Raw genomic sequence first — 19,819 nt, 5'->3', positions numbered from 1 at the left:
CCGAGCCTCGATGACGTCGACGAATGTCACGGAAGTGGGCGGGTCGACAGCGGCCCGGGGACGGCACGGTCGTGACCTGCGGAGATCACATTGTCTGTCGATCTTCTCAGGTGCTAGCGTCTGCGAGACAACTTCACCTCCGACAGGGGAGCGCACAGCGCTGAGAGTGCGGGTCCGCCCGCAGACCCTCGAACCTGATCTGGGTAATGCCAGCGCAGGGAGTTCGGTCCACCTCCAGCCCGCCTTCGTCCGGCGACGCCGGACGGGCGTGCGTCTTACCTGGTTCGACACGGACTGGGAGCAATCATGAGTCAATCGACCACCACCCGGTGGCGAACCGTCGACATCGTCGTGGCCGCGGTGATCGCCGTCGGCTTCGGCGTGATCTTCTGGGCGTGGGGCCTGCTCTGGCGGGCGGTCGACCCGACCTTCGCCTTCTTCCCCGCCAGCCAGGCCGTCATGTACGGCGTCTGGCTGGTGCCGGCGGTGCTCGGCGGGTTGATCATCCGCAAGCCGGGTGCCGCGCTGTTCTGCGAGGCGGTCGCGGCGACGGTCTCCGCGCTGCTGGGCTCCGAGTGGGGCGCCATCACCATCGTGCAGGGACTGATCCAGGGCCTCGGCGCGGAAGCGGCCTTCGCCGCCTTCCGGTACCGCTCGTTCCGACTGCCCACGGCGCTGCTCGCCGGTGCGCTGACCGGCCTCGGTGCCGCCCTGTTCGACTTCTTCGCCTGGAACGCCGCGTACGAGCTGGGCACCTACCGCATCCCGTACGCGCTGCTCACCGTACTCAGTGCCACCGTGGTCGCCGGTGCCGGCGGCTACGCGCTCACCAGGGCGCTCGCCGGCACCGGCGTGCTGGACCGCTTCCCCGCCGGCCGCGAGCGGAACCTGGTCTGACCCTGGCCCGGTGGAGCCGGTCCGGCCGGCTCCACCGGGCCGCCATCGACGGGTCGGGTACGGAGAGCGGGGGTGGGCAGGTGGGCGAGGTGCGGCTGCGCGGCTTCGGCTGGCGCCACGCCGGGCGCCGGGCCTGGGCGGTACGCGGCGTGGACCTGCGGGTCCGACACGGCGAACGGGTACTACTGCTCGGGCCCTCCGGCGCCGGCAAGAGCACCCTGCTCGCCGCGTTGGCCGGGCTGCTGCCGGAGGACTCCGGTGAGCGGGAGGGCAGCATCGAGATCGACGGCCGGCCACCGGCGCAGACCCGCGAACGGGTCGGCATCGTCTTCCAGGATCCACAGTCCCAGCTGGTCATGGCCCGCAGCGGCGACGACGTGGCGTTCGGGCTGGAGAACCAGGGCGTACCCGCTGGGGAGATCTGGCCCCGGGTGGACGAGGCCCTGCACCGGGTCGGCTTCCCGTACCACCGGCACCGCCCCACCGCGGCGCTCTCCGGCGGCGAGCAGCAGCGGCTCGCCCTGGCCGGGGTGCTCGCGCTCCGCCCCGACCTGCTGCTGCTCGACGAGCCCACCGCCAACCTCGATCCGGCCGGGGCCGACCTGGTCCGCGCCGCCATCTCCCGCGCGGTCGACGACGACACCACGCTGATCCTGGTCGAGCACCGGGTGGCCGACGCCCTCCCGCTGGTCGACCGGGTGGTGGTGCTCGACGCCGGTGGCGGGGTCCGCGTCGACGGCCCGCCGGATGCCGTCTTCACCGACCACGGTGACGCGCTCGCCGCCGACGGGGTCTGGGTGCCCGGCCGCCAGGTCCCGGCCCGCCGGGCCGGCAACCCGCCGGGCGAGGTGCTGCTCACCGCCGACCGGCTCGGTCAGCCGCCCCGGCTGGCCGCCACCGACCTGGCGGTACGCGCCGGTGCGGCGCTGGCCGTGCTCGGTCCCAACGGCGCCGGCAAGTCCACCCTCGCCCTGCTGCTCGGCGGGCTGCTCAAGCCGGGCACCGGGCGACTGGTGGCCGACGCCGGCCTGGCCGGGGCGGACGCCCGTACGCCGCCGCACCGCTGGCGGGCACCCGCGCTGGCCCGCCGGATCGGTTCGGTGTTCCAGAACCCGGAGCACCAGTTCGTCACCGGCACGGTCTTCGACGAGTTGGCGCTCGGCCCCCGGCGTACCGGTGCCAGCGAGGCGGCGGTCCGCCGGCGCGTCGACGAGCTGCTGCAGCGGCTGCGGTTGGACCGGCTGGCCGGGGCGAACCCGTACACCCTCTCCGGCGGGGAGGCGCGACGGCTGAGTGTGGCGACCGCCCTGGCCACCGCGCCCCGGCTGCTGGTCTGCGACGAGCCCACCTTCGGCCAGGACCGGCGCACCTGGCGGGAGTTGGTGGACCTGTTCGCGGAGCTGCGCGACGCCGGTCACGCCCTGGTGGCGGTCACCCACGACGCCGAGTTCGTGGCCGCGCTGGCCGACCGGACCCTGACCCTGGCCCGCCCGCCGGACACCGGAGTCGCGCCGCCGGTGGCGCCGACCGCCCCGTCCGTGACCGCCCCGTCCCCCGAACCTCCGCCGCCAGCGACTCCGGCGGGGTACCGATGATCGGCCTCGAACCGGTCGCCCGGCCGGACGCGCCGCTGGCCCGGCGCAATCCGGTGGCCAAGCTGGCGGCAGCGCTGCTGTTCGCGGTCCCGCTGCTGGCCACGCTGGACCCGGTCGCACCGGCCATCGCGATCACGATCGAGTTGGCGGTCCTGCCGTTGTTCGGCGTGCGTTACCGGGTACTGTTCCGCCGGGTCTGGCCGCTGCTGGCCGCCGCCGTCGGTGTCCTGGTCACGCTGGTGCTCTTCGCCGCGGACCGGTCGGGCCGGGTGCTGCTCGACGCCGGGCCGGTCGTGGTCACCTCGACGGTGCTGCTCACCGCCCTCGGCCTGGTGCTGCGCCTGTTCGCGGTGGCCCTGCCCGGCGTGATCGTCTTCGCCACCACCGATCCCACCGACCTGGCCGACGCGCTGGTGCAGAACGCCCGCGCACCGGCCCGGTTCGCGATCGGCGCGCTGGCGGCGTTCCGGCTGCTGCCGCTGCTCGGGCAGGAGTGGCAGATGATCGTCATGGCCCGTCGGGCACGCGCCGTGGAGGCGGGACGCAACCCGGTGGCGAAGCTGCGGCTGTTCGTGTCCACCGCGTTCACGCTGCTGGTCGGGGCGATCCGCCGGGGCACCCGGCTGGCGGTGGCGATGGACGCACGCGGCTTCGACGCCGGAGTGCCGCGTACCGTCGCCCGCCGGCAGCACTTCGGTGCGGCCGACTGGCTGCTGGTCGTCGCCGCGACGGTGGTGGCCAGCGCGGCGCTGGGCGTCAGCGTCGCACTCGGCACCTTCCGCCCGCTGGTCGGCTGAACCCTGCGACCGTGGTGGGTAGATCTGTTGTCGTTCCAGCGACAACAGATCTACCCACCTGCGTTCACACGGGACGCACCGGCCGGTCAGCCACGCGGCGGCCGGTGACGATCCGCCCGCCGTAGCCGGTCACCTCGTGTCACACCACCGGCCAGGCTGGCGGCAGCACCACCGACCACGGGTGCCGGCGAGCGTTGTGCGACCACCTGATGACCAGCCGTGGGGGGACGGCGCACGGCCGGACCGGACCGCGATACCGTCGCAGCACTACAGGTAGACGGTGGAAGGTGGCGACGAGATGGCGGATCGGGCTACAGCGCAGATCGGTGTGACCGGGCTGGCGGTGATGGGCCGGAACCTGGCCCGGAACCTGGCCCGCAACGGCTTCACCGTGGCGTTGCACAACCGCTCGCCCGAGCGGACCCGGTCGCTGGTGGCGGAGCACGGCGACGAGGGCACGTTCGTCCCCACGGAGTCCCTGGCGGACTTCGTCGCCGCGCTGGAACGCCCCCGCGCGGTGATCATCATGGTCAAGGCGGGCGGCCCCACCGACGCCGTGATCGACGAGTTGGTGCCGCTACTCGAAGCGGGCGACATCATCATCGACTGCGGCAACGCGCACTTCGCCGACACCCGCCGCCGGGAGGAGGCGCTGCGGGCCCAGGGCCTGCACTTCGTCGGCACCGGCGTCTCTGGTGGTGAGGAGGGTGCACTGTGGGGGCCGAGCATCATGCCGGGCGGCTCGGCCGAGTCGTACCGCAAACTCGGGCCGATCTTCGAGAAGATCGCCGCGCAGGTCGACGGTGAGCCGTGCTGCCAGCACGTCGGGCCGGACGGTGCCGGGCACTTCGTCAAGATGGTCCACAACGGCATCGAGTACGCCGACATGCAGCTCATCGCCGAGGCGTACGACCTGCTGCGGGCCGGGCTGGGCGCCACCCCGTCGGAGATCGCGGAGATCTTCCGGGAGTGGAACACCGGCGAGCTGGAGTCCTTCCTGATCGAGATCACCGCCGACGTGCTGGCGCACACCGACGCCGCCACCGGTGAGGCGTTCGTGGACGTGGTGCAGGACCGGGCCGAGCAGAAGGGCACCGGCCGCTGGACCGTCCAGATCGCCCTGGACCTGGGCATCCCGATCACCGGTATCGCCGAGGCGACCTTCGCCCGGTCACTGTCCGGGCACGTCGACCAGCGCGCGGCCGCGGTCCGGGCCTTCCCGGAGCCCGGCGAGAAGTGGCAGGTCGCCGACCGGGAGGCGTTCGTCGAGGATGTCCGCCGGGCGCTGCTCGCCTCCAAGATCGTCGCGTACGCCCAGGGCTTCGACCAGATCCGCGCCGGCAGCGCCGAGTACGACTGGAACATCGACCTGGGCGGCACGGCGACCATCTGGCGGGGCGGCTGCATCATCCGGGCCCGCTTCCTGGACCGGATCAAGCAGGCCTACGACGAGCAGCCGGAGCTGCCCACCCTGCTGGTGGCGCCGTGGTTCGCCGACACCGTACGCGACGGGGTGCCGAGCTGGCGGCGGGTGGTGGCCGACGCGGCCCGGGCCGGTGTGCCGACGCCCGCCTTCGCCTCGTCCCTGTCGTACTTCGACGCGCTGCGCGCCGAGCGGCTGCCGGCCGCCCTCATCCAGGGCCTGCGCGACAACTTCGGGGCGCACACCTACCGCCGCACCGACCGCGACGGCTCCTTCCACACCCTGTGGGCCACCCCCGACCGCGCCGAGGTCGAAGCCTGACCCACCCCCGCGCGCCCGACGGCCGCCCGGCCCCCGCGAACGGGAGCCGGGCGGCCGTTACGTCGGTCAGAAGAAGCGGCGACGCTTGGCCTTCTGCGGACGGATCATGTCGGCTCCCTGGCTGAGCAGACGACTGGCCCGCGACGGGCCACGCCGGGACTCCAGCGACTGGCTGAGCCGGCGGGCACCGGCTGCCGCCACCGGAACCGCCACGGCCATCACCGCCCACTGGGCAACGCGCTTGCGGATCATGTGGGTTCACCTCCGTCAGTGGCTGCTATCAGCGGTGGTACCCAGTTCGGTCGGACGCTAAGCGTCAGGTGGTCGGCGCCACCGGGTTGGGCAACGCGCCACCGAAGCGACGGTCCCGTTGGGCGTACAGCTCGCAGGCGTACCACAGGTGCCGGCGGTCGAAGTCGGGCCAGAGCGTGTCCAGGAAGACCAGCTCCGCGTACGCGCTCTGCCAGAGCAGGAAGTTCGAGGTGCGCTGCTCGCCGGAGGGCCGCAGGAACAGGTCCACCTCGGGCACCTCGGGGTGGTACAGGTAACGCCCGATGGTCTTCTCGGTGACCTTGCCCGGGTCCAGCCGGCCGGCGGCCACGTCCCGGGCGATCGCGGCGGCGGCGTCGGCGATCTCCGCCTGCCCGCCGTAGTTGACGCAGAACTGGAGGGTCAGCGTCGAGTTGCCCCGGGACATCTCCTCGGCGGTCTGCAACTCGGAGATGACGCTCTTCCACAGTCGCCCGGCCCGACCCGACCAGACCACCCGTACGCCGAGGTCGACGAGTTGGTCCCGGCGGCGCCGGATGACGTCCCGGTTGAACCCCATCAGGAACCGGACCTCGTCCGGCGAGCGCCGCCAGTTCTCGGTGGAGAAGGCGTACGCGGACAGGTAGGGGATGCCCAGCTCGATGGCGCCCTCGACGGTGTCGAAGAGGGAGAACTCCCCCGCCTCGTGCCCCTTGGTGCGGGGCAGCCCACGGTCCTTGGCCCACCGGCCGTTGCCGTCCATCACCACGGCGACGTGCTGCGGCACCGCACCCGCCGGCAACGCCGGTGGCCGGGCACCCGACGGATGCGGGGTCGGCGGCACCGGCTCGCGCCGGCCGGACCTGCTGGCTCGGATCACTCGGTTCTCTCCCTGCTCACGTCCTGCGTCGCCCGCTCGGGCGCCGACCCGCCCGACGGCCGGGCCGCGGCGGTCGTCGGGCCGCCCCGGTCGACCAGCGGCAGCGAGCGTAACGCGCGTTCCAGATGCCACTGCAGGTGCGCCGCGACCAGGCCGCTGCACTCCCGGCGGACCGGGTTCTCGGTGGCGTCGGCGACCCGCCAGTCACCGACGACAAGCGCGGACATCAGGTCGATGGTGGCCGGCGCCGGGTGCGCGGCGCCGGGGGGGCGGCAGTCCGGGCAGACCGCGCCGCCGGCCGGCACGGAGAAGGCCCGGTGCCGCCCGGGGGTGCCGCAGACCGCGCAGGCGATCAGCGCCGGCGCCCAACCGGCCAGGGTCATCCCCCGCAGCAGGTACGCGTCGAGCACCAGGGTGGTGGCGTGGTCGCCCTCGGCCAGTGCCTTCAGCGCCCCCAGGGTGAGCTGGAACAGCCGCAGCGACGGTTCCCGCTCCACCGGGGTGAGCCGCTCGGCGGTCTCGGCGATCGCGCTGGCCGCCGTGTAACGGGGGTAGTCACCGAGGAACCGCTTGCCGTACAGGTCGATCCCCTCGACCTGGCTGACGCTGTGCAGCGAACTGCCCAACTCCCCCTTGGGGTCACCGGCGAGTTGCAGGTCGACGTGCCCGAACGGTTCCAGCCGGGCACCGAACTTCGAGGTGGTCCGGCGTACGCCCCGGGCGACCGCCCGCAGCCGGCCGTGCCGCCGGGTGAGCAGGGTGATGATCCGATCCGACTCGCCGAGCTTCTGGACACGCAGCACCACCGCGTCGTCGCGGTAGAGCTGTCGGCGGTACCCGGCCATCGCGCCATTCTCCCTCCCGGCCGGATCCCCGGTCCGACCCCGGGTCGGATTTCAGGGTCCGCTCGGGGTAACGGTGCCGACGAACCCGGATGTGCGCCGACCGGGACCGGCCGTAGCGTGCTCGCATGGCTCAGCACCGGACCGCCGCCGTCGCTCGACCCGCCGCCATCCGCCGGACCGGCGTGGCGCTCGCCGCGGCCGCCGCCCTGATCGTCCTCGCCGGGTGTGACAACCTCTCGTTCAGCCGGCTCGACTACGACACCACCGAGCAGGTCCGGATCACCAGCGTCCGGCTCCTGCCCGGCTCCGGTGACGTGGTGATCCGCGCCGACAGCCGCCCGGATCAGGTCCGCATCAAGCGGGTGGTGCGTTACCAGGGCGACCAGCCGGGGACCACGTACGAGATCAAGGGCACCGAACTGGTGCTGGACACCTCGTGCGGCCCCCGGTGCAGCGTCTCCTACGAGGTGATCACCGGCGAGGGGGTGCGGGTGCAGGGTGAGACCCGCTCCGGCAACGTCGACCTGAGCCGGGTCGGCCAGGTCGAGATCACGGTCGGCTCCGGCGACGTGCGGGTGGCCGGCGCCGCCGGCCCGGTCCGGGTGGAGAGCGGCTCCGGCAACATCGAGGTGTACGACGTCGCCGCCACCCTGATGCTGCGGGCCAACTCCGGGGACATTGACGCCACCCGGCTCGGTGGCGAGGTCGACGCGCAGGCCAGGTCGGGCAACGTCACCATCGAACTGGACCGCCCCGCCTCGGCCCGGGCCCACGCGTCGAGCGGTCACGTCGAACTGCGGGTGCCGGACGGCCCCTACCAGATCCGGTCGCAGGCCGGCTCCGGTGACGTGGACGTGTCCGTGCCGAACGATCCGGCCGCCGCCCTGGTGCTCGACGTGCGGACCGGCAGCGGCGACATCACCGTCATTCCGCGTTGACCTGGCCGCCGCGACCACGCTGACCCGGTACGCCGTCCTCCCGGCCCTCGCCGACCCGTGCCGCCGGTGCTCCGGCGGCACGTGCGGCCCCCACCGGCGGTGCCTCGGCGGCACGCCCGGCCTCGACCGGCGGGGAGTCGCCGGCCGGTCGGGCGGTCCGGTCGGGCTCCTCGCCGCGACGGGACTCCGCGTGGTGGCGGGCGGCGGGCAACGACGCCGGACGGCGCCCACCGGGGATCAGCTCCGCGGGCCGCTGCGCGGCCACGTCCTCGACCCAACCGACCAGCGCGGTGACCACGCCGACCAGCAGGAAGACCAGCGCGATCCGGATCGCCAGGCCCAGCGGATCCTGGTGCGACCAGCCGACCACGTCCACCAGCGGGGTGAGCGCCACCACGAACGCCATGTGCCACAGGTAGACGGTCAACGCCCGGCGGTTCAGCACGGTCACCGCACGACCGAACAGCTCGTTGCGGTCGACCCAGTGCGCGGTCGACGGGGCCCGACCCAACGCGACCAGGATGAACGCGGCCGACCAGAGGGCATTGCCGAGCGGGTTGTCGTTCAGGTCGTAGCCGCGCGGTCCGGGGTGGGCCAGGATCCAGGCACCGCCGACCCCGGCGAGGACGAGCACGGTCGGCACCAGTACCCGGTTGGCCAGGCGGCGCAGCATGCCGGCCTGGTGGGCGAAGCCCAGCAGCCAGGCGCCGAAGTAGAGGCCGAACTCGCGCAGCACCCCGGGCGCGTTCGGGTAGATGCCCAGCTCGATCGCCAGCAGCAGGCAGTACGGGGCGAGCAGGGTGGGCAGCGGGAACCGCCGGAACAGCCAGAGGGCGATCGGCGAGGCGAGGACGAACCAGAGGTAGTCCCGCAGGTACCAGATCGGGCTGAGCGCCAGCGCACCCCAGTAGTTGGCCGGCGGGTCGGACACCGGGAAGAGCCAGAGCAACACCTTCGGCGTCAGCGGCAGCCCGGTGAGCAGCATCGCCGGCACGAAGACCGCCGCCACCACCCACAGCGACGGCAACAGCCGACGCAGCCGGCGGCCGACCGCGGTGGGTCCGGACCGGTGCAGCGAGGCCGCCATCAGCGAGCCGGCCAGGGCGAACATCACCGACATCGCCGGGAACAGCAGCGTCAACGACGCCCAGCCGGTGACGTGGTAGACGACGACCCGCACGATGGCCAGGAAGCGGAGCAGGTCCAGGTAACGGTTTCGCATCAGCCTGCATCTATATCCGGGGGCAGAGGCATACCCCACCTACCCTCCGGGGCGCACCCGCGAAACTGCCAGCGTCCCGCCCGGATAGTGAAACTTCCCATATGCCTGACCGGTGCCGACCAGCGCCGCCAAGCACCGGACGTCCGATCCGGCGGACCGTTTCCGGACGCTACCCGACGCCGCTCAGAAGCCGAGCTTGCGCAGCTGCTTCGGGTCGCGCTGCCAGTCCTTGGCCACCCGAACATGCAGGTCGAGGTAGATCCGGGTACCCAACAGCTCCTCGATCTGCCGCCGGGCGGCGGTGCCGACCTCCTTGAGCCGACTCCCCCGGTGACCGATCACGATCGCCTTCTGGCTCGGCCGCTCCACGTACACGTCGGCGTAGATCTTCGTGAGCCGCCCCTCGGGGATCATCTCCTCCACCACCACCGCGATCGAGTGCGGCAGCTCGTCCCGCACCCCCTCCAGCGCGGCCTCCCGGATCAGCTCCGCGACCAGCACCTGCTCCGGGTCGTCGGTGAGCATGTCGTCCGGGTAGAGCTGCGGCGACTCCGGCAGGTACCGCGTCATCACCTCGACCAGCGTGTCCACCTGGTGCCCGGAGACCGCGCTGACCGGCACCACCTCGGCGAACTCACCCAGCTCGGTGACCGCCAGCAACTGTTCGGCCAGCCGCTTCTTGTCGACCAGGTCGGTCTTGGTGACCACCGCCAGCACGGTCGCCTTCAGCTCCGCCAACTCGCCGGTGATGAACCGGTCGCCCCGACCGATCGCCTCGTCGGCCGGGATGCACAGGCCGATCACGTCGACCTCGCTCCAGGTCTGCCGGACCAGATCGTTGAGCCGCTCGCCGAGCAGCGTCCGCGGCCGGTGCAGACCCGGCGTGTCCACCAGCACCAGCTGCGAGTCCGGCCGGTGCAGCACCGCCCGGATGACGTGCCGGGTGGTCTGCGGCTTGTTCGAGGTGATGGCGATCTTCTGCCCGACGATCGCGTTGGTCAACGTGGACTTGCCGGCGTTGGGCCGCCCGACGAAACAGGCGAACCCCGCCCGGTACGGCTGCCGCTGCACCCCGCCGCCACCGGCGCTCACTCGGTCACCGTGCCCAGCACCGTGCCGTCCGGCGCGGCCAGGTGCACCGGCGCGTCGGCGGCCAGGTCCCGCACCGCCGCGTACCCGGCACCGTCCAGGGTGGACGCCTCGGTGACCACCACCGCCGCCTCCAGCCGGGTCGCGCCGGCCGCCGCCGCGGAGGCGACCGCCAGCTGGAGCGCGGTGATCACCAGCGAGGGCAGCGACACGCTGGCCGCCGCGTACGTACGGCCGTCCTGGTCCCGCACGGCGGCGCCCTCCACGGCGCCCACCCGACCCCGGGCCCCCCGGGCGAGGATGACCAGCTTGGCGTCCTCCGCGCTCAGCTCGGAGCCGACGGGTCGAGCGGCTGGTACGGCGGGTGACTCAGGCATCGGCGGACTGCCTCTCCTCTGATCGATCGGTGTCGCCCCGGAGGGCGGACGGCCCACCACCCGGGTTGTCCTGCGCGTCGGCCGGCTCCGCCCGGCGCACCAGCACCGTGTCGATCCGGTTGCGCCGGCCGGTGGTCCCCTCGGCGAGCAGCCGGAGCCCGGCCACCTCGACCTCGGCACCCGGGATCGGCACCCGCCCGAGGGACTGGGCGAGCAGACCGCCCACGGTCTCCACCTCGTCGTGCGGCAGCTCGGTGTCGAACAACTCGCCGAGGTCCTCCACCGGCAGCCGGGCGGTGACCCGCACCTCGCCGTCGGGCAGCTGCTCGACGGGTGGGCGTTCCACGTCGTACTCGTCGGTGATCTCCCCGACGATCTCCTCAAGGATGTCCTCGATGGTGACCAGCCCGCCGGTGCCACCGTACTCGTCCACGACGATCACCAGGTGGTTGCGGGCCGCCTGCATCTCCGACAGCAGGTCGTCTACGGGCTTGGACTCCGGCACGAAGGTCGCCGGTCGCATCAGCTCGGCCACCGGCAGCTGGCGGTCCTCCGCGGCACCGCCCTGGGTACGCCGGACGAGATCCTTGAGATAGAGCACGCCGAGCACGTCGTCGACGCTCTCGCCGATCACCGGGATCCGGGAGAAGCCGGAACGCAGGAAGAGCGCCAGGGCCTGGCCGAGCGTCTTGCCGGACTCGATCCACACCATCTCGGTACGCGGCACCATGACCTCGCGGGCGATGGTGTCACCGAGGGCGAAGACCGAATGGATCATCTGCCGCTCGCCGTGCTCGACGACCCCCCGCTGCTCGGCGAGGTCGACCAGCTCACGCAGCTCGACCTGGGTGGCGAACGGCCCCTCCCGGAAGCCGCGCCCCGGGGTGACCGCGTTGCCGATCAGGATCAGCAGCGACGCGAGGGGATTGAGTACCCGGCCCAGCCAGCGCACCAGCGGCGCGGCGAACCGACCCACCGTGTACGCGTGCTGCCGGCCGAGGGTACGCGGACCCACCCCGACCACGACGAAACTGACCACGGTCATCGCCCCGGCGGTGACCAGCGCCGCCCGCCAGCCCGCCCCGAAGGTGTCCACCGCGACCAGCGCCACCAGCGTGGTGGCGGTCAACTCGGCGAGCAGCCGGAGCAGCAACAACAGGTTCAGGTGCCGGACCACGTCAGCGGCGACGGTCTGCAGGGTGGCCGCGCCCCGGGCCCCGTCCCGAGCCAGCTCGGCGGCGCGGGCCGGCGAGACGGCGGCCAGGGCCGCCTCGGTCATCGCGATGAGGCCGGCGAGCACCACCAGCCCGGCGGCGAAGACGAGCAGTTGCAGATCGGGAAGGCCGGTGGCGGGCGCGGCCAGCGAGGTATCCATCACCGGGTGCGGGTCGACCGCCAGCTGGACAACAGCCGGGCCTGGAGCCCGAACATCTCCCGCTCCTCCTCCGGCTCCGCGTGGTCGTAGCCGAGCAGGTGCAGGACACCGTGCACGGTGAGCAGGTGCAGCTCGTCGTCGGAGCTGTGCCCGGCGGCCGCCGCCTGTTTCGCCGCCACCTCCGGGCAGAGCACGATGTCACCGAGCAGCGCCGGTTCACCACCGGCGGCGGCGTTCTCACCTGGACCGTGGTCGACGCTGCCCTCGTCCATGGGGAAGGCGAGCACGTCGGTCGGACCGTCACCACCCATCCAGCGGTGGTTCAGGTCCGTCATGTAGGCGACGTCGACCAGCAGCACGGACAGCTCGGCGAGCGGGTTGACCCCCATCTCGTCCAGGGCGTGCCGGGCGACGGCGAGCACGGCGTCGGTGTCGACCACGACACCCGACTCGTTGGCGATCTCGATGGACACTTTCTTCCCTCGGTCTTAGCGGCGCCGGCCGGCGCGGTTGCCCTGGGCACTACGCCCGGGCACCGCGTGTACGCCCTGCCCCTGCTGGTTCTCCCGCTCGGCGTCCCACCGGGCGTACGCGTCGACGATCTCGCCGACCAGTCGGTGCCGCACCACGTCGGCGCTGGACAACCGCGCGAAGTGCACGTCCTCCACCCCGTTCAGGATCTCCTGCACCACCCGCAGCCCGCTGGTCGTGCCGCCCGGCAGGTCCACCTGGGTGACGTCACCGGTGACCACGATCTTGGAGCCGAAGCCGAGCCGGGTGAGGAACATCTTCATCTGCTCTGGCGTGGTGTTCTGCGCCTCGTCCAGGATGATGAACGCGTCGTTGAGCGTACGGCCCCGCATGTATGCCAGCGGGGCGACCTCGATGGTGCCCGCCGCCATCAGCTTCGGGATCGTCTCCGGGTCGAGCATGTCGTGCAGCGCGTCGTAGAGCGGGCGCAGGTACGGGTCGATCTTCTCGTTCAGCGTGCCGGGCAGGAAGCCCAGCCGCTCCCCCGCCTCGACCGCCGGCCGGGTCAGGATGATCCGGTTGATCTGCTTGGCCTGTAGCGCCTGGACCGCCTTCGCCATCGCGAGGTAGGTCTTGCCGGTGCCGGCCGGGCCGATGCCGAAGACGATGGTGTGCGCGTCGATGGCGTCGACGTACCGCTTCTGTCCCAGCGTCTTGGGCCGGATGGTGCGCCCGCGCCGGGAGAGGATGTTCAGGGTGAGCACCTCGGCGGGCCGCTCGGCGCCGCCCTGTTCGAGCATGCCGACGGTACGCCGGACGGCGTCTGTGGTCAGGGTCTCGCCTTTCTCGATGAGCTCGAGCAGTTCACCGAAGAGCCGCTCGGCGACGGCGTTGTCAGCGGGCGCGCCGGTGATGGTGATCTCATTACCCCGCACGTGCACGTCGCTGTTCACCGAACGCTCGACCAGTCGCAGGATCTCGTCACCCGCGCCCAGCAGGTTGACCATGATCTTCGAGTCGGGGACCGTGATCCTGGTCTGCACCCGGGGCGGGCCGGGAGGTGGGGTGCCGGTCATAGGTCGGGCCGAGGGGCCCTGCGCCACCTGCTCTCGATCTCGGCGCCGGGTCTGTCGCCACGGCGTGCTGACGTTACCTCCATCGTATCGGGTCAACTGCACGGGCACGCTGCCCAATTCCGCCGCCCGGCCGCCCCCGCACCAGCGGACAAAAGGGGCGGAAACTCGAAGGTCGGGCCACCTCAGACACGGAAGTCGTAACGGTCGAAGGTCTCCTGGTGCCGGGTGAACCGGTAGGTCGCCCAGTGCATCCGGACCACCACCCCGTCGCCGTCGCGGGTCAGCCGGAGCAACTCGCCGACCTCCCGCCCGGAGACCGTCCGGAACACGTCCGGCTGCTCCGGCACCGACGCGAAGACGGCCGGCGGGCGCCCGGCCGGATCACCGGCGCCCCGGGCCCGCAACGTGCCGTCGTGCCAGGAGAAGACGTACTCGAAGCCCTCGCCCCACCATCGGCCCAGCAGGCCGCGCAGGTGGACGGGGGCCGGCTCGCCGGGCCGCCAGGCAGCGATGTCGGCCGGGTCGTGCTCGACGGCGGCGGCGAGCAGCCGGTGCGGCAGCTCCAGCAGCTCCGTCGCGGTGCCCGAGGAGCCGAGCACGGCGGCTCCGAACGCGGCCGGGGTACCCTCGCCGCGCCGGCCGTAGACCCCGGCCAGGAAGCCGGGCATCGCCCCGTCGTGCCCGACGTGCAGCACCCGGTCACCCCGCGGCACCAGGATCAGCCCGAGGCCGAAGCCACCGGCCCACACCGTCTCGTCGGTGACCGTGACCGGCCAGCGCATCTCGTCCAGGGTGGCCGGGGCGAGCACCCGACCGGCGGTGTCCAGCGCCGCCGGATCGGCCAGGAAGGCCGCCCACCGGGCCATGTCACCGGCGGTGCTCCACAGCTGCGCGGCGGGGCCGACCGCGCCGAAGTCGGTCGGTGGTTCCGCACGGGCCTCGTCGGAGTACGCGTCGACCAGGAAACCGATCGCCGCCCGTGGACCCGGCGAGACCGTGGTGGCGGTCAGCCCGAGCGGGGTCAGCACCCGCTCGGTCAGCACCTCGGCCCAGCTGGCCCCGCGCAGCCGGCCGACCAGCCGGCCGAGCAGCGCCATGCCCAGATTCGAGTAGTGGTAACGCCGGCCGGGTGGCAGTACCCGCTCGGCCCGGGCCAACTCGGCGACCAGCCGGTCGGTGTCCGGCGCGTCCAACGTGTCCCACACGTCGCCGTACGGCTCGCGTTGCAGCCCGGCGGTGTGCGACAGCAGCCGGCGTACCGTCAGTTCACCGTGGGCCGGCAGGTCGAGGTGCCGCGCCAACGGGTCGTCGAGGTCGAGCAGGCCGTCGTCGCGGCACTGCATCGTCAGGACCGCGGTGAAGGTCTTGGTCACCGACCCGATCCGGAACCGGGTCTGCTCGTCCAGCGTGGTGTCGTTGCCGGTGCCGCCGACCGTGCACGTCCACAGCGCCCGGTCGGCCCGGTTCACCGCCGCCGCGACCGCCGGAACCCGGGCCTGCGCCTGGACCCGCCGGACCATCCGTTCCAGCTGGTCGGCGGCGGCGGTACGGCCGGCGACCAGGCTCACGCCACGCTCCGGGCCAGCATCGGGCCGAGCGGCGCCCCACCCAGCAGGTGTGCGTGCGCGTGGAACACCTCCTGACCGCCGTACGCGCCGGTGTTGAACAGCAGCCGGAACCCGTCGCCGAGCAGCCCCTCGTCCTCGGCCACCGCGGCGGCCGTGGCGAGCACCTCACCGGCCAACGCCGGATCACCCTGTCCGAGGGTGGCCACGTCGGCGTAGTGCTCCTTCGGGATGACCAGCACGTGCACCGGCGCCTTCGGATCGATGTCCCGGAAGGCGAGCGTGGTGGCGGTCTCGCGGACCACCGTGGCCGGGATCTCCCCGGCGACGATCCGGCAGAACAAGCAGTCAGGAGTACTCACCCGGGCAGTGTAGGAAACCCGGAGGCGTCCCGCCCCACCACGCACCGCACACCCCACCACGCACCCCGCCGCCAACTCACCCACGCCCACCCGGCCACACCAAGTCACCCACCCGCCGCCCGGCCACACCACCCGCCGCCCACGCCCACTCACCGCGTCCACCCACCCTCGCCCTACCCCTGCGTTCACCCACCATCGCCCGCCCTCTCCCTACTCCCCTTTGCTCTGCTTCACCGGACGCAACGGTTGCGACGCCGCCGATGGACGCAACGGTCACGACGCCACCGACCCTTGCGTGGGTTGAAGCAGAGCAAGGGCGCGCAGAGGAGTACCTGTCGGCTTCCCGGAGAGCTGGGTGGTCGGGCACCCGACGGCGGAGCGCGGCGCGGCCAGCGAGCTCGGGCGCGGCCAGCGGGGCCGGACGGCGCAGGCGAGGGGCGGACGCGGTGCGGCCGGGCAGGGTGGGCGGGTGGCGCGGGATGGTGTGGGGGCTACCAGCGCAGCAGGCGGGTGGCGAGGACCGCCAGGGCGGCCACCCCGGCGGTCGAGGTACGCAGCACCGAGGCGCCGAGCCGGACCGGACGGGCGCCGGCCTCCTGGAAGGCGGACAGCTCGGCCGGTGCGACGCCACCCTCGGGGCCGACCACCAGCACGATCTCGCCGTGGTCGGGCAGTTCGGCGGTGGTGAGCCGGTCGGTCGCCTCCTCGTGCAGGACGAAACCGGCGGCGGCACCGCTGATCCGCCGCGCGACCGAGCGGGTGGACTCGTCCGGAGCGCCCGCCACCACCGGCAACCAGGCGCGGCGGGCCTGTTTGGCGGCCTCCCGGGCGGTGGCCACCCACTTCGCCCGCGCCCGTACGCCCCGTTCCCCGCGCCACTGCACCACCGAACGGCCGGCCGCCCAGGGGACGATCTCGTCCACCCCGACCTCGGTCATCGCCTGCACGGCCAGTTCACCCCGGTCGCCTTTGGCGATGCCCTGCACCACCACCAGCCGGGGATTCGCCGCGTCGACGTACCCCCGGCCGGTCACCTCGACGTCGAGGGCGCCCCGGCCGACGGCGGTGACCACCGCGCTGGCCGTGCCGCCCCGGCCGTCGGCGAGGAGCAGTTCCTCGCCCACCCGCAACCGCTGCACGGTGGCCGCGTGGTGCCCTTCAGGGCCGTCCAGCACCATCGCGGCGGCGGTGGGCAGCGCCTCGACCAGGAACAACGGAGCGGACATGAGCCGGCAGCCTCGGTACGCGCCGGTCAGGCGTGGCCGTTGAAGGCGTCGCGCATCCGGGAGAAGAAGCCGCCCTGCTTGCTGAGTTCGGCGACCTCCTCGCCGCGGGTCTTGGCGAAGTCGCGCAGCATCCGCTCCTGGTCGGCGTCGAGCTTGGTGGGGGTACGCACGTCCAGGTGGACGTACAGGTCACCCCGGCCGGTGCCGCGCAGGTGCGGTACGCCCCGAGCCCGCAGCCGCAGCGTGCTGCCCGGCTGGGTGCCGGGCTTGACGTCGACCGGTTCCTCACTGTCCAGCGTCTTGATGGTCAGCCGGGTGCCGAGCGCCGCGGCGGTCATCGGGACGGTCACCCGGCAGTGCAGGTCGTCGCCCTTGCGGGAGAAGACGTCGTGCGGCCGCTCGTGGATCTCCACGTACAGGTCACCGGCGGTGCCACCACCCGGGCCGACCTCACCCTGCTGGGCGAGCCGGATCCGCATGCCGTCCTCGACCCCGGCCGGGATCTTCACGGTCAGCGAGCGGCGGGTGCGGACCCGGCCGTCGCCGGCGCAGGTCGGGCAGGGGTGCGGGATGGTGGTGCCGTAGCCCTGGCAGACCGTGCAGGGCCGGGCCGAGACGACCTGGCCGAGGAAGGTGCGCTGCACCGACTGGACCTCGCCCCGGCCGCCGCACGCCTCGCAGGTGGCCAGGTGGGTGCCGGCGGCGGTACCGGCGCCGGAGCAGGTGGTGCAGAGCACCGCGGTGTCGACCGTGATCGGCGCCTCGACACCGAACGCGGTCTCCTGCAGGTCCAGTTCCAGCCGCAGGATCGCGTCGGCGCCGGGCCGGGTACGCGGCCGTGGGCCCCGGCCGGCGCCGGTGGCACCGCCGAAGAACGCGTCCATGATGTCCTGGAAGCCGACGAACGGGCCGGCACCGCCGGGCCCGCCCGGGCCACCGGCACCACCGCCGCCCGGGGCCAACGGATCGCCGCCGAGGTCGACGATCTGCCGTTTCCGATCGTCCGAGAGGACCTCGTACGCGGCGTTGATGTCCTTGAACTTCTCCTGTGCCTCCGGATCCGGATTGACGTCCGGGTGGAACTGCCGCGCCAACTTGCGATAGGCGCGCTTGATCTCGTCGTCGGAGGCGCCTCGGCTCACGCCGAGAATTCCGTAGTAGTCCCTGGCCACTGCGTTCCGTGTCCTCGTGTTAGTCGCGTTACACGCCGTCGGCGGCGGCAGCCCGCCGTCGGCCCTGACTGGTCAGTTCTGGGCCAGCAGCTCGCCCACGTAGCGTGCCACGGCCCTCACCGTGGCGATGGTGCCGGGGTAGTCCATTCGGGTCGGCCCCAGCACACCCATCCCCCCGAGGATGGTCGCGCCCGGGCCGTAGCCGGTGCTGACCACCGATGCCGCGCGCAGGTTGTCGATCTGGTTCTCGTCGCCGATACGCACCCGCAACGTGCTCGGCTCCACCTCACCGATGAGCTTGAGCAGGACGACCTCCTCCTCAAGCGCCTCGAGGATGGGCCGTAGCGAGCCCTGGAAGTCCAGCAGGCCGCCGCGGGTCAGGTTGGCGGTGCCGGCCAGGGCGATCCGTTCCTCGTGCCGCTCGACGAGGGTCTCCAGCAACACGGTGGAGAGCGTCGTCATGGCCGGACGCAGGTGCGGCGGGCACTCGTCGATGAGCGCCTGCACCAGCGGCGGGGTCTCCGACAGTTGGATGCCGACCAGCTTCTCGTTGACCGTACGACGCAGTTCGAGGACGTCGTCGGCGGGAATCGGGGCGGGCAGCTCGACCAGCCGCTGCTCGACCCGGCCGGTGTCGGCGATCATGACCAGCGTCAGCCGGGTGGTGGAGATCGGCACCAGTTCCAGGTGCCGAACCCGGGAGCGGGCCAGGCTCGGGTACTGCACGACGGCTACCTGACGGGTCAGCTGCGCCAGCAACCGGACCGTGCGATGCACCACATCGTCGAGGTCGACCGCCCCGGCGAGGAAGCGCTCGATCGCCCGGCGTTCGGCCGGGCTGAGCGGCTTGACCCGGCTGAGCCGGTCGACGAAGAGCCGGTAGCCACGGTCGGTGGGCACCCGCCCGGCGCTGGTGTGCGGCTGGCGGATGTAGCCCTCCTCCTCCAGCACGGCCATGTCGTTGCGAACGGTGGCGGGTGAGACGCCGAGCTGGTGTCGTTCGACCAACGCCTTGCTGCCGACCGGTTCCTGGGTGGCGACGTAGTCCTCGACGATTGCCCGGAGCACGGCGAGCTTACGGTCGTCGAGACCCAACACTCCCACCTCCTGTCGCAGGTCAGCCCCGAGCGTCGAGCCGACGGCGGATCGCTCTGGCACTCGACTGTAGCGAGTGCCAGTCTACGTCGGGGCACCCGGCAACGCGATGATCAAGACCGCAGAGGTGTCCGGGGGCCGATCGGAGGGTTGACACCTGCCGGTGTCGCTATGGTGCGCCGTTGCCGGTGGCACCTACCGTGACCTCCATGACTGAACCACCTCGTCCCCCAGATGCCGGCGACGACCCCACGACTCCACTGTCCGGGTCGCCTGGCCAGGCCGGCTATCCCCCGCCCGGCGGCTATCCGCCTCCCTCCGGCGACCAGCCGCCGCCGGCCGGCTACCCCCCGCCGGGTGGCTACCCGCCGCCCGGTGGTTACCCGCCGCCCGGTGGTTACCCGCCGCCTGGTGTCGGCTACCCGACCGGCGGCTACGGCGCGCCGGGCGGCGGCTACGCCACCAGCGAGGACAAGACGTGGGCGCTGATCGCCCACTTCGGCGGTCCGCTGGGCGTGTTCGTCGGTGGCGGCCTGCTCGGCTGGGTCGCCCCCCTGATCGCGAACATGACCCGTGGGCAGCAGTCGCCGGTCGTCCGGGCGCACGCCGTGGCGTCGCTCAACTTCCAGCTCACCTGGGCGATCGTCGGGCTGCTGAGCTGGCTGTTGACCGCGATCACCTGCGGCATCCTCTTCTTCGTCCCGATGCTGGTCTGGGTGGTGCCGGTGATCTTCGGCATCATCGGCGGGGTGAAGGCCAACGAGGGCACCCTCTACCGCTACCCGATGACCTACACCTTCGTGAAGGGCTGATCCCGCTGCCCTGACCTCGGCCGACCCGTTCG

General features: G+C 72.6%; 20 protein-coding genes and 1 riboswitch. Of the genes, 6 read left to right on the top strand and 14 right to left on the bottom strand.

Annotation, left to right across the window (positions count from 1 at the left end; translation table 11 throughout):
• Positions 1–134 precede the first annotated feature (134 nt).
• A riboswitch (TPP riboswitch) is annotated at positions 135–239 on the top strand.
• Positions 240–306: 67 nt separating this feature from the next.
• From D2L64_RS21445 to gndA, 4 genes are all read left to right on the top strand, one after another.
• Entirely contained in the window at positions 307–897 is a 591-nt protein-coding gene (locus tag D2L64_RS21445) for an ECF transporter S component (RefSeq protein WP_119579004.1), read from the top strand.
• An 80-nt stretch (positions 898–977) separates the two neighbouring features.
• Positions 978–2,492, top strand: a complete 1,515-nt coding sequence (locus tag D2L64_RS21440; protein WP_119579003.1) for an ABC transporter ATP-binding protein — start codon at positions 978–980, stop codon at positions 2,490–2,492.
• Complete coding sequence (locus D2L64_RS21435) at positions 2,489–3,289, top strand: energy-coupling factor transporter transmembrane component T family protein (protein WP_119579002.1); 801 nt, start codon at positions 2,489–2,491, stop codon at positions 3,287–3,289. Before D2L64_RS21440 ends, D2L64_RS21435 begins: the two co-directional genes overlap by 4 nt.
• A gap of 298 nt (positions 3,290–3,587) precedes the next feature.
• Positions 3,588–5,033: an NADP-dependent phosphogluconate dehydrogenase gene (gene gndA, locus D2L64_RS21430; protein WP_119579033.1), complete on the top strand. Its 1,446-nt coding sequence runs from the start codon at positions 3,588–3,590 to the stop codon at positions 5,031–5,033.
• A 66-nt stretch (positions 5,034–5,099) separates the two neighbouring features.
• Here gndA and D2L64_RS21425 read toward each other — a convergent pair whose 3' ends face one another.
• The 3 genes from D2L64_RS21425 to recO all read right to left on the bottom strand — a co-directional run bounded on the left by D2L64_RS21425 (position 5,100) and on the right by recO (position 7,007).
• Positions 5,100–5,285, bottom strand: a complete 186-nt coding sequence (locus D2L64_RS21425; protein ID WP_119579001.1) for a hypothetical protein — start codon at positions 5,283–5,285, stop codon at positions 5,100–5,102.
• A 64-nt stretch (positions 5,286–5,349) separates the two neighbouring features.
• Positions 5,350–6,126 (bottom strand): isoprenyl transferase, encoded by a 777-nt coding sequence (locus D2L64_RS21420; protein WP_199714699.1) that lies wholly within the window; start codon positions 6,124–6,126, stop codon positions 5,350–5,352.
• 32 nt (positions 6,127–6,158) lie between these two features.
• Positions 6,159–7,007 carry a DNA repair protein RecO gene (gene recO / locus D2L64_RS21415; RefSeq protein WP_119578999.1) on the bottom strand — a complete coding sequence of 283 codons (849 nt, stop codon included), beginning with the start codon at positions 7,005–7,007 and terminating at the stop codon, positions 6,159–6,161.
• Between the two features lie 125 nt (positions 7,008–7,132).
• On the opposite strand from recO, the gene D2L64_RS21410 reads away from it, so the two are divergent.
• Positions 7,133–7,945 carry a DUF4097 family beta strand repeat-containing protein gene (locus tag D2L64_RS21410; RefSeq protein ID WP_119578998.1) on the top strand — a complete coding sequence of 271 codons (813 nt, stop codon included), beginning with the start codon at positions 7,133–7,135 and terminating at the stop codon, positions 7,943–7,945.
• Here the strand turns inward: D2L64_RS21410 and D2L64_RS21405 are convergent.
• The 11 genes from D2L64_RS21405 to hrcA all read right to left on the bottom strand — a co-directional run bounded on the left by D2L64_RS21405 (position 7,932) and on the right by hrcA (position 18,975).
• The gene (locus D2L64_RS21405; RefSeq protein ID WP_233559078.1) at positions 7,932–9,167 is read right to left on the bottom strand and encodes an acyltransferase family protein; all 1,236 of its coding nucleotides are present in this window, start codon (positions 9,165–9,167) and stop codon (positions 7,932–7,934) included. The two genes, D2L64_RS21410 and D2L64_RS21405, sit on opposite strands and share 14 nt — an antisense overlap.
• A gap of 183 nt (positions 9,168–9,350) precedes the next feature.
• Positions 9,351–10,259: a GTPase Era gene (gene era, locus D2L64_RS21400; RefSeq protein ID WP_233559077.1), complete on the bottom strand. Its 909-nt coding sequence runs from the start codon at positions 10,257–10,259 to the stop codon at positions 9,351–9,353.
• On the bottom strand, positions 10,256–10,633 hold the full coding sequence (locus D2L64_RS21395) for a cytidine deaminase (RefSeq protein WP_119578997.1): 378 nt from the start codon (positions 10,631–10,633) through the stop codon (positions 10,256–10,258). Before D2L64_RS21395 ends, era begins: the two co-directional genes overlap by 4 nt.
• The gene (locus tag D2L64_RS21390) at positions 10,626–12,032 is read right to left on the bottom strand and encodes a hemolysin family protein (RefSeq protein WP_199714697.1); all 1,407 of its coding nucleotides are present in this window, start codon (positions 12,030–12,032) and stop codon (positions 10,626–10,628) included. Before D2L64_RS21390 ends, D2L64_RS21395 begins: the two co-directional genes overlap by 8 nt.
• Entirely contained in the window at positions 12,008–12,481 is a 474-nt protein-coding gene (gene ybeY / locus D2L64_RS21385; RefSeq protein ID WP_119578995.1) for an rRNA maturation RNase YbeY, read from the bottom strand. Before ybeY ends, D2L64_RS21390 begins: the two co-directional genes overlap by 25 nt.
• Positions 12,482–12,496: 15 nt before the next feature.
• Positions 12,497–13,555 carry a PhoH family protein gene (locus D2L64_RS21380; RefSeq protein WP_119578994.1) on the bottom strand — a complete coding sequence of 353 codons (1,059 nt, stop codon included), beginning with the start codon at positions 13,553–13,555 and terminating at the stop codon, positions 12,497–12,499.
• A 182-nt stretch (positions 13,556–13,737) separates the two neighbouring features.
• The gene (locus tag D2L64_RS21375; RefSeq protein ID WP_119579031.1) at positions 13,738–15,075 is read right to left on the bottom strand and encodes a serine hydrolase domain-containing protein; all 1,338 of its coding nucleotides are present in this window, start codon (positions 15,073–15,075) and stop codon (positions 13,738–13,740) included.
• A gap of 44 nt (positions 15,076–15,119) precedes the next feature.
• Complete coding sequence (locus D2L64_RS21370) at positions 15,120–15,482, bottom strand: histidine triad nucleotide-binding protein (protein WP_119578993.1); 363 nt, start codon at positions 15,480–15,482, stop codon at positions 15,120–15,122.
• Between the two features lie 491 nt (positions 15,483–15,973).
• Positions 15,974–16,708 carry a 16S rRNA (uracil(1498)-N(3))-methyltransferase gene (locus D2L64_RS21365; protein ID WP_119578992.1) on the bottom strand — a complete coding sequence of 245 codons (735 nt, stop codon included), beginning with the start codon at positions 16,706–16,708 and terminating at the stop codon, positions 15,974–15,976.
• Positions 16,709–16,734: 26 nt separating this feature from the next.
• Positions 16,735–17,880: a molecular chaperone DnaJ gene (dnaJ, locus tag D2L64_RS21360; RefSeq protein ID WP_119578991.1), complete on the bottom strand. Its 1,146-nt coding sequence runs from the start codon at positions 17,878–17,880 to the stop codon at positions 16,735–16,737.
• Positions 17,881–17,952: 72 nt separating this feature from the next.
• Positions 17,953–18,975, bottom strand: a complete 1,023-nt coding sequence (gene hrcA, locus D2L64_RS21355; RefSeq protein ID WP_119579030.1) for a heat-inducible transcriptional repressor HrcA — start codon at positions 18,973–18,975, stop codon at positions 17,953–17,955.
• Between the two features lie 209 nt (positions 18,976–19,184).
• Between hrcA and D2L64_RS21350 the strand changes: the two genes are divergently transcribed.
• Positions 19,185–19,787, top strand: a complete 603-nt coding sequence (locus D2L64_RS21350; protein WP_119578990.1) for a DUF4870 domain-containing protein — start codon at positions 19,185–19,187, stop codon at positions 19,785–19,787.
• The last annotated feature ends 32 nt before the right edge of the window (positions 19,788–19,819 follow it).

The organism is Micromonospora radicis (assembly GCF_003583405.1).
Taxonomy (GTDB): Bacteria; Actinomycetota; Actinomycetes; order Mycobacteriales; family Micromonosporaceae; genus Micromonospora; species Micromonospora radicis.
Note: the sequence above shows the minus strand (reverse complement) of the source record. Positions and strands in the feature narration are given on the sequence as shown.

What these genes read in the sequence shown, in the direction of transcription:
- D2L64_RS21425 (WP_119579001.1), bottom strand. Translation starts at nt 5,285, where the DNA reads ATGATCCGCAAGCGCGTTGCCCAGTGGGCGGTGATGGCCGTGGCGGTT.
- recO (WP_119578999.1), bottom strand. Translation starts at nt 7,007, where the DNA reads ATGGCCGGGTACCGCCGACAGCTCTACCGCGACGACGCGGTGGTGCTG.
- D2L64_RS21350 (WP_119578990.1), top strand. Translation starts at nt 19,185, where the DNA reads ATGACTGAACCACCTCGTCCCCCAGATGCCGGCGACGACCCCACGACT.
- D2L64_RS21435 (WP_119579002.1), top strand. Translation starts at nt 2,489, where the DNA reads ATGATCGGCCTCGAACCGGTCGCCCGGCCGGACGCGCCGCTGGCCCGG.
- D2L64_RS21395 (WP_119578997.1), bottom strand. Translation starts at nt 10,633, where the DNA reads ATGCCTGAGTCACCCGCCGTACCAGCCGCTCGACCCGTCGGCTCCGAG.
- gndA (WP_119579033.1), top strand. Translation starts at nt 3,588, where the DNA reads ATGGCGGATCGGGCTACAGCGCAGATCGGTGTGACCGGGCTGGCGGTG.
- D2L64_RS21410 (WP_119578998.1), top strand. Translation starts at nt 7,133, where the DNA reads ATGGCTCAGCACCGGACCGCCGCCGTCGCTCGACCCGCCGCCATCCGC.
- D2L64_RS21380 (WP_119578994.1), bottom strand. Translation starts at nt 13,555, where the DNA reads ATGACCGGCACCCCACCTCCCGGCCCGCCCCGGGTGCAGACCAGGATC.
- D2L64_RS21375 (WP_119579031.1), bottom strand. Translation starts at nt 15,075, where the DNA reads ATGGTCCGGCGGGTCCAGGCGCAGGCCCGGGTTCCGGCGGTCGCGGCG.
- D2L64_RS21405 (WP_233559078.1), bottom strand. Translation starts at nt 9,167, where the DNA reads ATGCGAAACCGTTACCTGGACCTGCTCCGCTTCCTGGCCATCGTGCGG.
- D2L64_RS21365 (WP_119578992.1), bottom strand. Translation starts at nt 16,708, where the DNA reads ATGTCCGCTCCGTTGTTCCTGGTCGAGGCGCTGCCCACCGCCGCCGCG.
- D2L64_RS21445 (WP_119579004.1), top strand. Translation starts at nt 307, where the DNA reads ATGAGTCAATCGACCACCACCCGGTGGCGAACCGTCGACATCGTCGTG.